The following is a 12,658-nucleotide window of genomic DNA, read 5'->3' as shown; positions in this document are numbered from 1 at the left end:
CACGAGAAACCGCAGGTCACACGCCCCTGCCGTTACCACCTAGGCGGTTGGCGCAGGCCGCGACCGAACGGATGTCACACAATCTTCATGAACGAGGAGTACGCCGGCCAAAAAAAACGGCGGCAGCCCGAAGGCTGCCGCCATTTCTTGCGGCGGGTGCTGCGCTTACAGAGGACGGCCTACGCTGTTGCAGACGCTGGCGTTGTTGATGTCCAGGTTGTTGCCGGAGGTGTTGGTGATGAAGTTGGCGGTCACAGCGGCTTTCCAGTTGGTCGGAACCGGGGTGAAGCTGTGGGCCACGGTGGCGGCGTTGTTGCCTGGGTTGCTGTAGTGGGTGGTCAGGAAGCTGCGCACATCGTTGGCCACGGAAGCGTCCTTGTAGCACTGGCCGAAGATGAAGTTGGTGTAGGCCACGATCGGGTAGCCGCTCGATGGGTTAGGCACGACCGGCACCCACTGGGCAGGGTTCGAAGGCGTGGTCGGCAGTGCGGCCGAACCCAGGGCCAGCGAGACGTTGGCGGTGGTCGGCTGCACGCCGTTGACGCGGGCGACGACAGCGTTGCTGGCGGCGTTCACGCCGTCCGGGCCGACGTAGCCGATGGAGCCGTCCACGGCGTTGACGGCGGTGGCGACGTCAGCGGTGTTGGCCACGCCCACCCAGTTCGAAGGCAGGGTCGAACCGGCTGGCAGACGGGCGTTGGTGAAGGTCGAGTTGACCGCGAACTTGGTCGGGCAGATCGAGTTCAGGTGACGGCTGAGGATCTCGGTGGTGCCGCTGGAGACGTTGCGGTAAACGACGCGGATCGGGGTGGTGTCGGCGGTGCCCAGCAGGGTGCCCCAGGTGGTGGCGGTGCCGGACAGTGCGTCGCACAGTTGGGCGCTGGTCAGGTTGAGGGCGGTCTGGCCGGCCTTCTTGTACGGGATGGCAACCGAAGTGGCCACGGAAGGCAGTTGGATCAGCGGGCCGTACGAAGCACCGAAGTTGGTGTTGTAGGTGCTGATTTCAGTGGCGCTGAGGATCGAGTCGCTGCCGGCGAAGTGCACGGTGCCGGTGGTGCCGAACTGCGAGGCGGTGTTGGTCAGGAAAGCGCTTTTGCCCACGCCGCTGCCGGTCACGGCATAGCTGAAGTTGGCGGGCAGGATGCTGTTGGCAGAGCCTTTGTACAGAGCGGCAGGCAGTGAGGCGCCACCACCGGTTACGGCCATGGCCTGGGCGGAAGCCAGGGCGGCGACAGTCAGTGAGGCGGCGATCAGAGTGCGCTTGAACATGAAGAATCTCCTTTTCAACGTAGGTTGGGTACACAGGTTTTCAGGTGACTTGCATGACGCTGGGAGGACTCACCGCCGACCGGCGCTGCCGTGGCCCGTGGTTAAGTCGCAGGGAGAAATTCGCAGGTTCCGGTGACAGATAAAGGAAAAAACCTCGGGAGCCGCAGACGCTTTCCGGCGGTTTTTCCTCGGGTGTTCGCAGGGCCGTTTCGGGTGTCTGGGACGGGGTTTTGCGCAAGATCGGCCGCAGCCGTTGAACGGCCGTTGCAGATGACAGAAAGGAGAACCCGAGGATGGCCGGGGCGGGACTCGGGTGATGGTTCGGGCGGTGAAAAAAATTTCAAGGAACCGGCCTTCCCCCGATCCCTGTGGGAGCCAGCCTGCTGGCGATGGCGCCGGTGAAGCCGCCGCAGGCCGAAAGACTTGCAGCATCCTTCTTGGGAAATACGGCCTTGATCCTGTCCGGCGGCGCTCCGGCTGACGCCATCGCCAGCAGGCTGGCTCCCACAGGGATCGGTGCAGCCAGCAACAATCCGGTTGACGGGTCGCTATTGCACCAACTGGTTGATCTCGATGATCGGCAACAGCACCGCCATGACGATCACCAGCACCACCCCGCCCATCACCACGATCATCAGCGGCTCCAGCAGCGCGGTCATGCCCATGGCCCGGCGTTCGATGTCGCTGGACAGGGTCTGCGCCGCCCGTTCGAGCATCGGCGGCAGCGCGCCGGTCTTCTCGCCGCTGGCGATCAGGTGGATCAGCACCGGCGGGAACACGTTTTCCGCCTTCAGCGCCGCCGCCAGGTTGGCGCCCTCGCGCACCTTGGCGGTGGCCTCGTTGACGCTCAGGCTCAGGCGCTCGTTGGACAGGGTCTGGCGAGCGGCGTCCAGCGCCCGCAGCAACGGCACCCCGGCCCCGCCGAGGATCGCCAGGGTCGAGGCGAACCGAGCGGTGTTCAGCCCCAGCACGAAACGCCCGAACAACGGCAGCCGCAACACCCGGTGGTGCCAGCTCAGCCGCGCCGCCGGGTTGCGCAGGTACAGGCGCCAGCTCCAGAAGGCACCGCCCAGCAGCCCCGCGCACAGCCAGCCCCAGGCGCGGATGAAGTCGCTGGCGGTGAGCATCGCCAACGTCAGCCCCGGCAGGTCCTGGCGGGCCTGGGAAAACGCGCTGACCACCTGCGGCACCACATAGCTGAGCAGGAAGATCACGATGCCGATCGACACCAGCCCGACCACGCCCGGATAGATGAACGCGGTGAGGATCTTGCCGCGCAGGTTGTTGCGCTCCTCGATGTAGTCGGCCAGGCGCTCCATGACCTGGGCCAGGTCGCCGGACTCCTCCCCCGCCGCGATCAGCGCCCGGTAGATCTCCGGAAAGTCCCGGGGCCGGGCCGCCAGCGCCTCGGCCAGGCGCATGCCGCTGCGCACGTCGGCGCGCACGGCGCCGAGGGTGTGGGCGATGTGTTTTTTCTCGGCCTGCTCCACCGTGGCGCTCAGCGCGGCTTCCAGCGGCAGGCTGGCGCCGAGCAGGCTCGCCAGTTGCCGGGTGGCCCAGGCCAGGTCGTTGTCCGACAGCTTCGGGCTGAACAGGCCGCCGGCGCCCTGGCCGGCGGCGCTGTTTTCCTTCTGCACCGACAGCGCGGTCAGGCCCCGGCTGCGCAGCAGGCCGAACGCGGCGCTCTGGCTGTCGGCCTCCAGGTGCCCGGTTTCGATCTTGCCGCCGGCGTCGGCGGCCTCAAAGCGGTAGCGGTTCATCAGGCGTCCCGTGTCACGCGCAGGATTTCCTCGGGCGCGGTGGCGCCGCTGCGGATCCAGCGCTCGCCGTCCTCGCGCAGGCTGAGCATCCCGGCCTTCTGCGCGGCGGCGCGCAAGGCCTGCTCCCCTGCCCCTTGGTGGATCAAGGTGCGGATGTCGTCGTCGATGCAGAACAGTTCATGGATGCCGGTGCGGCCGCTGTAGCCGGTATGGTTGCACGCCGCGCAGCCCACCGGGCGCCAGGTGCCGGGTGCGGCCGGATCCGGCTGCTTGCAGTGGCCGCACAGGCGCCGCACCAGCCGCTGGGCGAGCACGCCGAGCATCGACGAGGCCAGCAGGAACGGCTCCACGCCCATGTCGATCAGGCGGTTGACCGCCGACACCGCGTCGTTGGTGTGCAGGGTCGCGAGCACCAGGTGTCCGGTCAGCGAAGCCTGCACGGCGATCTGCGCGGTCTCCAGGTCGCGGATCTCGCCGATCATGATGATGTCCGGGTCTTGCCGCAGGATCGCCCGCAGCGCCAGGGCGAAGGTCATGTCGATCTTGGCGTTGACCTGGATCTGGCTGATGCCCGGCAGGTCGTACTCCACCGGATCCTCCACGGTGAGGATGTTGCTGGTGCTGGCGTCCAGCCGGGCCAGCGCGGCGTACAGGCTGGTGGTCTTGCCGCTGCCGGTGGGTCCGGTGACCAGCACGATGCCGTGGGGCTGGCGGATCAGGCCGTCGAGCCTGGCCAGCACCTGGGCGTCCATGCCCAGGGTCTCCAGGTGCAGGCGGCCGGCCTGCTTGTCGAGCAGGCGCATCACCACCCGCTCGCCGTGGCCGGTGGGCACGGTGGACACCCGGATGTCGATGGGCCGCCCGGCCACGCGCAGGGTGATGCGGCCGTCCTGGGGCAGGCGTTTCTCGGCGATGTCGAGCTGGGCCATGATCTTGATCCGCGACACCAGCGCGCCGTGCAGGGCCTTGCGCGGCGAGACCACGTCGCGCAGGGTGCCGTCGACCCGGTAGCGCACCACCGAATGGGTCTCGAACGGTTCGATGTGGATGTCGCTGGCCTCGTCCCGCGCCGCCTGGGTGAGCAAGGCGTTGATCATGCGGATCACCGGCGCGCCGTCCTGGGTGTCGAGCAGGTCGGTGATCTCGGGGATGTCCTGCATCAGGCGGTCGAGGTCGACTTCGCTTTCCGCCGCGCCGACCACCGCCGCCGCGCTGCCGGTGTCGGCGTAGGCGCTGGCGAGCAGGCCGTCGAGCTCGTCGTCGCGTACCCGCTCAAGCCGCGCGGCGCCGAACTGGCGGCGCACCTCGCTGATCGACCAGCCCGGCGTCGACGGGCACACGCTCAGCACGCCGTCGCGCAGCAGGATGCGCTGGGCCTTGGCCCAGGCGTAGGGCAATGCGCTCATCTAACCCTCTCCTCCATTTTACGAACCCCCTGTGGCGAGGGAGCTTGCTCCCGCTCGGGTGCGCAGCGCCCGCCGGTTGCTGATGTCTGAAATGCGATGCCGGGGGCTGCTGCGCAGCCCCCCTCCATCCCTCATCCGGTTCATGACCGGGGGCTCCCTTGCAGCGGAACGGCCTTGATCGTCGCCCGCGGCCCGGAGGCCGGCGCCACCGCCGGCACGCCCTGGGCGGCGTTGGGCAGCTGCGGCGCCTGCATGTCCGGCATCGCCCAGCTGCGCTCCGGCTGCAGGCCGCCCTGGGCGCGGCGCATGAAGTCGTAGCGGTTGAGGGTGATGCTGCGCCCCGCCGCGCTGTCGCGGATGATGTACGGGCGCAGGAACACCATCAGGTTGGTTTTGTTGATCGAACGGCGTTCGTTGCGAAACAGCGCGCCGATCCCCGGCAGGCTGCCCAGCCACGGCACCGCTTCGTTGCTCTGGCTGTAGCCGTCCTGCAGCAGGCCGCCGAGCACCATGATCTGGCCGTCGTCGAGCAGGATACTGGTGTCGATGGCGCGCTTGCTGGTGACGATCCCCGCCGAGGTGGCAGCCGCCGAAGCGCGTTCGTCGATGCTGCTGACCTCCTGGTAGATGTCGAGCTTGACCGTGCCGCCCTCGGAGATCTGCGGCCGCACGTTGAGCTTCAGGCCCACCTCTTCGCGGGTCACGGTCTGGAACGGGTTGTTGCTGTTGCCCCCGCCGCCGGTGACGTAGCTGCCGCTGACGAAGGGAATGGTCTGGCCGACGAAGATGCTCGCCGCCTCGTTGTCCAGGGTCAGCAGGTTCGGCGTGGACAGCACGTTGGTGCCGCCCTTGCTCTTGAGCGCCCGGGCCAGCACCTTGAGGTCGAGGATCTTGCCGATGCCGGGAATGTCCACGGTGCCGTTGACGTAGCCCACGTTCAGCCCCTGGGGCAGCACGTCGAGGCTGGTCTTGCCGTTGAGCTTGAGCCCGGAGCCGCCGAGGTTGGCGCCGCCGATCACGCCCTTGCCGCCGAGGTTGCCGCTCTGCCACTGCACGCCGAATTCGCTGGCGTCGTCCTCGCCGACCTCGACGATCAGGCTTTCGATCACCACTTGGGCGCGGCGCTGGTCGAGCAGGTCGATGACTTCGCGCAGGTTGCGGTACAGCGGCTCCGGCGCGGAGATCAGCAAGGTGTTGGTGGTGGCGTCGGCCTGGATGGTCACGCCGCCGGCGCTGAAGGCGACGTTCTGTTCGCTGGCCTGGCCGCCGGCGGTGCCGCTGCCGGCGCTGCTGCCCTGGGCATAGCTGCCGCCGTTGCCGGAACCCGTGCCGGTGGTGGTGCTGCCGGTGGAGGTCTGCGTACCGTTCTGGCCGTTCTGCCCGCCGCCGTTGGCCGTGCTGCCCATGGCGCTGAGCACCGAGCGGGCGCCGTCGCCGGTGCCGCTGTCGCTCTCGCCCGTGAGCAGGCCGCGCAGGGCCTGGGCGAGCTTGCCGGCCTGGGCGTTGCGCAGGTACACCACGTGCAGGTTGCTCGGGTTGCTCTGGGCGTTGTCGAGCTTGTAGATCAGGTTGCGCGCCAGTTCCGTGCGTTCGGGGCTGCCGGCGCGGATGATGATGGTGTTGGAGCGCGGGTCGCCGATCACCGCGATTTTCTGGGTCGGGTCGTTGCCCGGCGCGTCCAGCAGGTCGGCGACCATGGGCGCGATGTCGGCGGCGATACCGTTCTGGATCTGCACCACGTCGGTGTCGATGGCGCTCGGGGTGTCGATGCCGGCAATCAGCTGCGCCACGCGGTTGAGGTTCTCGGCGTAGTCGGTGACCACCACCGTGTTGTTGCCGGGATAGGCGTTGATCGGGTTGTTCGGCGACACGATCGGGCGCAGCACCGGGATCAGGTTCACCGCGTTCTCGTACTGCAGGCGGAACGTGCGGGTGAGCATGCCGTTGCCGGCCGGTCTGTCGGCGCTGTAGATCGGCCCGCCGAGCAGCTTGGCGTCGGCCTCCGGCACCACCTGGGCGACGCCGCCGACGTCCACCACGCTGAAGCCCTGCATGCGCAGCGCCGCCAGCAGCATCTCGTAGGCCTGACGGGCCGGCACCTGGCCTTCGGAGACCAGCGTGAGGTTGCCCTTGACCCGCGGATCGACCAGGAACTGCTGGCCGGTGGAACGGGACAGCGCCCGCACCACGGCCTGGATGTCGGCCTCGACGAAGTTCAGGGTCACCGGTTGGTCGCCCAACGGGTTGGCCGCCGCGACGGGGCCCTGCACCGCCCCGCCGCTGCGGGCGCGTTCGGTGATGTTGTGCAATTGCTTGGGCGCAGGCCTGACCTGGGCCTGCATCCGCTCACGGTCCAGCACCGCGTCGCCGCTGCGCTGGGTGTTGGCCAAGGGCCGGCCTAGCTCGCTGTCCACCAGCAACGGCGGCTGATTCTGCGGGACGGTGTTGCTGCACGCGCCCAACGCCACCAACAGCATCGGCAACGCCTTGCGCGCCGGGTTGAAACCTGACCCCTTCATGAAGCTTCCTTAGCGCCCAGCGCCTGATCCATGCGTACGGTGCCTGACAGAGTGCCGGCGGTGTCATCGGTCGCGGCGGCCTCTGCGCGTTGCAGACGGGCCTCGACCACGTGCAGCGAAAACTGTTGCGGGCGGCTCAGCAGCCAGTCGAGCACCGCATCGGCCGGCGCGGCGTCGAAGTTCAACTGCCAGCCTCCGGACGGAGCAGCCTGCAACCGGCAGTGACCGGCCAACCCGCCGGCCTGCAATGCCTGTAACAGCGACGGTTCGAGGCCTTGCCCGTCCGGCCGGGCGCCGACGTCGCGCAGCAGCACTTCCAGGGCCTCGGCCTGGGCGCGCAGCTTCGGGGTTTCGGCCTGCCAGTAGGCGATCCTGTTCAATGGCGGCTGAACCAGCGCGACCCACACCAGCCACCCGGCCAGCAGCGTGGCCATGCCGGTCACCATGCGTTTTTCCCGCAGGGCCAACGGCTGCCAGCGGGCGTGCAGTTGCCGGGTGAAGCGCTGTCGGGCGGCGCGAACGCTTGCCATCGAGGCCTTATTCATCTTCCGCTCCTTCGCTGTCGCCGCTTTGCTCGCTTTCGCCGGAGACGGCTTCGCCCGCCGGGCGCAACGTCCAGCCGTCCGCCTCATCGCTGACGCTGATCCCGGCCTGGGCCAGCGTGTCCTGCCAGCCCTTGTCGGTGCCCGTGCGCCGCGCGTCCTCCAGCAGGCCCAGTTGCAGGGCACCGTCGCTGAACACCAGGCGCTGCACGCTGCCGGCCATGAACGGCATGCCGCTGCCGGCCTGCAGCACCAACCGGTTGAAGGCCTGCGCCGGATCGTCTGCCGCCCCCTGCTGGCGGGCCGCCAATTGTTGGCGGGCCTGTTGCAGCGGATTGAGGATCACCGGCAGTTCGGGAAAGGCCTGCTTGACCCGTTGCATCATCTGCGCCTTGAGCTGCTGGCCCTGCGCAGCCTCGCGGGCGGCGTACAGATTGAGGCCCGTCACCCACACCGCCAGCGCCAGTGCGCCAAAGCCCAGCGCCCGTCCCCAGCCGCGCTGATCGACTGGCTGCCGGACGCCGCCGTGCAGCCCCCAGGCCGGCAGCGGCCCGGCCCAGCGCTGGTCGGACGGCAGCGCCAGCGCGCCTTGCGGGGCGTCGTCGCCGATCCAGTGCGACGACAGACCGGGCTCGGCCCAATCACCGTCATCGAACAGCGGCTGCACCCGCGCCGCTTGCGGACCGTCGCGCAGCAACAAGTGCCCGTCGAACACACAACCGACCCCGCCCGGCAGGGCCGGCAAGCCGTAGGCCGCCGGGTACAGGCCCTTGAGGCTCAGGCCGGTGCCGCGCAGCAGTTGCCCGAGGTGCTGCAGATCCTGCTGCGCCAGCCAGGCGACAGGCACCTGTCCCGCGTCGTCACGCGGACCGTGGGCGACGTGCATGGCGGCACCGTCGCCGAGCATCAGGGTCTGCGCCGCGCACTGCACGGCCGCCGACATTTTCGCGCTCGGCAGCGGCGGCATCTCGACCGTGGCCAGCAGGCTGTCCGCCGGGTGCAGGAAGCACACCAGCGGCGGGTGCTTGGGCAACTGGCCGAGGCGAAGACGGTCCTCGCGGAGCACCTGCCCCTGATGGTCCAGCCACACGGCTGTCAGTTCGCTTTCGAGGCTCAGTTGCGCCAGCGGCGGCAGGCTCACGCGCAGCACCTTCATACCCCCACCCGCGACCAGATCACCTGCGGCAGACGATCCTGGTTGCGGTGCAGCAGCGCCTCGACGCTGACCCGGCGCTGCTCGCGGCGGGCCTGGCCGCGCAGGCGGAACCAGTCGCTGGTGATGCCGACCTTGACGCTGGTGACTTCCAGCTGCGGCAGGCGCAGGCGGTTGACGAAGTCGCCGCGGTTGATGAACCAGCGTCCGGCGTCGCGCTCATTGATCAACGCCTGCGCCCGCTCCAGCGACAGCCCCGGCACATACGCCGCCAGCACCGGCGCGGTGGCGGTATTGCCGTTGACCCAAGTGTTGGCCGGAATCACCGTGAGGTAAGGCGCCAGCTTGCGGATGACGGCGTCGTCGACGCCCTCGACGCTGCGCAGGTCTTCAAGCGTGCGCAGCATCGGCAGGGTCGGCGGCTGCGGTTTGCGTGCAGCGCCGGGCGAGGTGCCGCGGCCGCTGTCGAAACCGTTATTCACCAGGGCCTTGTCCGCCAAGGCCGGGTTCAGCAGCCGCGGATAGGATTCGATGACCCGCAGGGTGATGCGCCGGGCCAGTGCGTCGTTGAGGCCGATCAGGGCGCACAGGCGCTGGAACGCCTCGACCTGGCCGACATCGACCCGCTCGTTGGCCACCAGCGTGCGCAGGTTGAACTTGCCCTGCTCGTCCTCCAGCCGCCCTTCGAAACCGTAGGCGTTCAGCGCCTGTGCCCAGGGCTGGTCGAGCCGGGTCAGCGGATCACGCTGACGGGCGTCCCACAGCAATTGGCGGCTCAGTTCCATTGCGCCGTTCAGGAGCCAGCGCCCCTGCACCCGCAACTGCTCGGCTTCCAGCGCACGGGTCGAGACGCTCTGGCGGGTGAGCATGCCGGCGGCGATCACCGCCACCACCGCCGCGATCAGCAGCGCGCTGATGATCGCCATGCCCTGCTGGTTCGATGGGCTGTCCATGGCCGGCCCTACAGCTGCCAGGAGCCGATGTCGGCATTCACGCCGTCGCCGTCCGGCTGACCGTCGGCGCCGAGGGAGAAGATGTCGATCTCGCCGTTGGCGCCGGGGTTGAGGTACTGGTACGGGCGGCCCCACGGGTCGTTGGGCAGGCGCTCCAGGTACGAGCGCCAGTTGCTGTTCTTGGCGTCGGCGGGACGCTCCACCAGCACCTTCAGGCCCTGGTTCATGGTCGGGTAGCTGCCGTGGTCGAGCCGGTACAGCTTGAGGGCCTGCATCAGCCCGCCGATGTCCTGCTTGGCCGCCGTGGCCCGTGCCTGATCCGGCCGGTCCAGCACCTTGGGCACCACCATCGCCGCCAGAATCCCGAGGATCACCACCACGACCATGATCTCGATCAGGGTGAAGCCGTGCTGCCGGCGCGGCATCCGTGGCGGTTGTTGAGGCTGTTTGCGCTGCGCGATATCCATCTCGTCATTCCCTGGCTTGATTCGATTCGACGCGCAGTGTTGCAAGAAGATATGTCAGAGATGTTGTGAATCCTCGGGAGTTTCGGTCTTCAAGCGGTCAAGCGCGGGGGTTAGCGTCAAGGGCTGCCCGACCGCCCGAGAGCCCGATGCGCGCCCCCTCCAAAGAAGCCGGCTTCACCCTGATCGAAGTGCTGGTGGCCCTGGCGATCATCGCCGTGGCCATGTCCGCCGCCGTGCGCGTGGCGGGGCTGATGACCCAGAGCAGCGGCCTGCTGCGCGACCGTTCGGTGGCGATGCTGGCGGCCCAGGGACGCATGGCCGAGCTGCAGCTGGAGGGGCGGTTGCCGATGGGGATCAAAGCCGTGGAGTGCGATCAGGGACGGCTGCCGTTGCGCTGCGAGCAAACGATCGGCACCGCCGAGAACGGACGGCTGCTGAAGGTCGGCGTGCAAGTGTTCGACCGCAGCCGGGAGGCGCCGCCGCTGGCGCGGCTGGAGACGCTCCTGAGCCGTCCGCAACCCTGATCCTGCCTTGTGCAGATGAATCTCCTGTGGTGAGGGAGTTTGTCGAATCGGCGCACCGTCCCGTTCGGGAGGGGCAGCCGCCGCAGTCTGCCTTCGGCATCCGGGGCCACTTCGCGCCCCAGCGGGAGCAAGCTCCCTCACCACAGGGCTGTATTCAGGGACGGGTCAGCCGGGGCAGGTCCGGGCCTGGCGGCAGTTTGTCCACGGCCAGCCGCTGCGGCTCGCCGCCCTGCTCGATCACCACCGCGTCGCCTTCCACCGCCAGCAGTTTCACCCCGGCACTGATGCGCTCGCCTTGCAGGAAGCTCTGCGGCGGCCCGTCGTTGAGGCTGAGGATCGCCACCGCGCCGCGGCTGCCGGCCATCACGCCGCTGACCTTGATCTGCACCGGCGCCGTGCGATCGGCAAACCATTGCAGCGCCGGGCTGTCGCTGCGGGCGGCAAGCAGTTGCGGGGCGGCGGCCGGGGTGTGCGATTCGGCGGAAGTCAGCAGCAACGACGACCACGTCGCCACGCCCACCAGTGCCGCCAGCAGCGCCAGGGCCTGCGCCATCTGCGGCGGGGAAACGCGTGCAGTGAAGTTCATGGGTTCAATCTCCTTTCAATCCCGACCGTCAGACTACCCGGCAATTTTCACGGTTTTATTTCACACGCCTTACATGTTGGCCGTGCAGGATGGTTTTTTGGGACGGGGCTGGACGCAAAGGAGTGCGCATTCGATGAACCGGTTCAAGCAACAGGGCTTCACCCTGATCGAGCTGATGGTGGTGCTGGTGATCATCGGCATCGCCAGCGCGGCGATCAGCCTGAGCATCCGCCCCGACCCGCTGCAGTTGCTGCGCAAGGACGCCGAGCGCGTGGCGCAGTTGCTCCAGGTGGCCCAAGCGGAAGCCCGCGCCGACGGCCGGCCGATCGCCTGGCTGAGCGACGCCAAGGGTTTCCGCTTCAGCCGGCGCAGCGACAGCGGCCAGGGGTTCGACCATTTCGAGCGGGATCCGCAGCTGCGCCCGCGCCCTTGGCAGAGCCCGAAACTCGATGTGCGGGTGGAGCCGAAGCAGAAAGTGGTGCTCAACGCCGAATGGATCAACCCGCCGCTGCGACTGACCCTGTCCGACGGGCTCAACCGCCTGAACGTGCTGCGCGATGCCGCCGGCCGGATCAGCGTGCAATGAACCGCCAGCAGGGTTTCACCCTGATCGAAGTGATGGTGGCGATCCTGCTGATGGCGGTGGTCAGCCTGATCGCCTGGCGCGGGCTCGACAGCGTGACCCGCGCCGACAGCCATCTGCAGGCCAGCGGCGAACAGAGCGACAGCCTGCTGCGGGCGTTGAACCAGTTGCAGCGCGACGTCGAGCTGCGCGCCGGGATCGAGCTCAGCGAACCGAAACGCGCCGGCGAAGACGACGAACCCGACACCGCCCCGCCCGCCCTCACCGTGCGCGGCAGCGACAGCCAAGGCTTTCGGCTGGACATCATCCGCACCGCCGCCGACCGGCCCGGCGCCCTGCAACGGGTGCGCTGGTGGCTCAAGGGCGACACCCTGTACCGCGCCGCCGCCCCGGCCCGCAGCCGCTATCCGCTGCCGGCGCCGACCTCGGGAGTGGCGGTGCTCACGGACGTCAGCGAAGCGCAGGTGCGGGTGTGGGATCCGGACAAGGGCTGGCGCCAACTGAGCGGCAACCGTAAGGAAGATCCGCCGGGCCTGGAAATCCGCCTGACCCGCCAGACCCCGCAAGGCCCCGAACGCTACCGCCAGGTCATCGGCCCGCTGCTGTGATCGCCCTGATCCTGCGGTGCCTCGACCGGCGTCATCGCCAGCAGGCTGGCTCCCACAGGGGATCCAAGTTGATGGCAGATTTCCGTGCCTACCACAGAAACCTGTGGGAGCTTGCCTGCAAGCGATGAGGCCAGTTCAGCCGACATCTCTGTTGCCTGACACACCGCCATCGCGGGCAAGCCCGCTCCCACAGGTATCCTCGGTGTCCGCAAAATCCAGGCACACCACAAAAGCCTGTGGGAGATTCTATGTTGCAAGGGAACCCTGCAGCCTCAAGTTCGGTTGGTA

General features: G+C 68.4%; 12 protein-coding genes. 3 read left to right on the top strand and 9 right to left on the bottom strand.

Annotation, left to right across the window (positions count from 1 at the left end):
- Window positions 1–165: 165 nt before the first annotated feature.
- From ACIP0B_RS20940 to gspG, 8 genes are all read right to left on the bottom strand, one after another.
- The gene (locus ACIP0B_RS20940) at window positions 166–1,269 is read right to left on the bottom strand and encodes a substrate-binding domain-containing protein (protein ID WP_400835640.1); all 1,104 of its coding nucleotides are present in this window, start codon (window positions 1,267–1,269) and stop codon (window positions 166–168) included.
- A 548-nt stretch (window positions 1,270–1,817) separates the two neighbouring features.
- Window positions 1,818–3,029, bottom strand: a complete 1,212-nt coding sequence (gene gspF, locus ACIP0B_RS20935) for a type II secretion system inner membrane protein GspF (RefSeq protein ID WP_400835638.1) — start codon at window positions 3,027–3,029, stop codon at window positions 1,818–1,820.
- On the bottom strand, window positions 3,029–4,435 hold the full coding sequence (gene gspE / locus ACIP0B_RS20930; protein ID WP_400835636.1) for a type II secretion system ATPase GspE: 1,407 nt from the start codon (window positions 4,433–4,435) through the stop codon (window positions 3,029–3,031). The genes gspF and gspE overlap by 1 nt, the downstream gene beginning before the upstream one ends.
- A gap of 140 nt (window positions 4,436–4,575) precedes the next feature.
- Window positions 4,576–6,954, bottom strand: coding sequence for a type II secretion system secretin GspD (gene gspD / locus ACIP0B_RS20925; protein ID WP_400835634.1), 2,379 nt, complete (start codon window positions 6,952–6,954; stop codon window positions 4,576–4,578).
- Window positions 6,951–7,499, bottom strand: coding sequence for a type II secretion system protein GspM (gene gspM / locus ACIP0B_RS20920; RefSeq protein WP_400835632.1), 549 nt, complete (start codon window positions 7,497–7,499; stop codon window positions 6,951–6,953). Before gspM ends, gspD begins: the two co-directional genes overlap by 4 nt.
- On the bottom strand, window positions 7,492–8,652 hold the full coding sequence (gene gspL, locus ACIP0B_RS20915) for a type II secretion system protein GspL (RefSeq protein WP_400835630.1): 1,161 nt from the start codon (window positions 8,650–8,652) through the stop codon (window positions 7,492–7,494). The genes gspM and gspL overlap by 8 nt, the downstream gene beginning before the upstream one ends.
- On the bottom strand, window positions 8,649–9,602 hold the full coding sequence (gspK, locus tag ACIP0B_RS20910) for a type II secretion system minor pseudopilin GspK (RefSeq protein WP_400835628.1): 954 nt from the start codon (window positions 9,600–9,602) through the stop codon (window positions 8,649–8,651). Before gspK ends, gspL begins: the two co-directional genes overlap by 4 nt.
- A gap of 8 nt (window positions 9,603–9,610) precedes the next feature.
- Window positions 9,611–10,069, bottom strand: coding sequence for a type II secretion system major pseudopilin GspG (gene gspG, locus ACIP0B_RS20905; protein ID WP_400835626.1), 459 nt, complete (start codon window positions 10,067–10,069; stop codon window positions 9,611–9,613).
- Window positions 10,070–10,215: 146 nt separating this feature from the next.
- On the opposite strand from gspG, the gene gspI reads away from it, so the two are divergent.
- Entirely contained in the window at window positions 10,216–10,593 is a 378-nt protein-coding gene (gspI, locus tag ACIP0B_RS20900) for a type II secretion system minor pseudopilin GspI (RefSeq protein ID WP_400835624.1), read from the top strand.
- A 154-nt stretch (window positions 10,594–10,747) separates the two neighbouring features.
- On the opposite strand, the gene ACIP0B_RS20895 is transcribed toward gspI, so the two are convergent.
- Window positions 10,748–11,179, bottom strand: a complete 432-nt coding sequence (locus ACIP0B_RS20895; protein ID WP_400835622.1) for a type II secretion system protein N — start codon at window positions 11,177–11,179, stop codon at window positions 10,748–10,750.
- Window positions 11,180–11,312: 133 nt separating this feature from the next.
- Here ACIP0B_RS20895 and gspH point away from each other — a divergent pair, with 133 nt between their 5' ends.
- Both gspH and ACIP0B_RS20885 read left to right on the top strand, forming a co-directional pair.
- On the top strand, window positions 11,313–11,765 hold the full coding sequence (gene gspH, locus ACIP0B_RS20890; RefSeq protein ID WP_400835620.1) for a type II secretion system minor pseudopilin GspH: 453 nt from the start codon (window positions 11,313–11,315) through the stop codon (window positions 11,763–11,765).
- Entirely contained in the window at window positions 11,762–12,370 is a 609-nt protein-coding gene (locus ACIP0B_RS20885) for a prepilin-type N-terminal cleavage/methylation domain-containing protein (protein WP_400835618.1), read from the top strand. Before gspH ends, ACIP0B_RS20885 begins: the two co-directional genes overlap by 4 nt.
- Window positions 12,371–12,658 lie beyond the last annotated feature (288 nt).

This window comes from Pseudomonas sp. NPDC089534 (genome assembly GCF_044749305.1).
Taxonomy (GTDB): domain Bacteria; phylum Pseudomonadota; class Gammaproteobacteria; order Pseudomonadales; family Pseudomonadaceae; genus Aquipseudomonas; species Aquipseudomonas ekonensis.
Note: the sequence above shows the minus strand (reverse complement) of the source record. Positions and strands in the feature narration are given on the sequence as shown.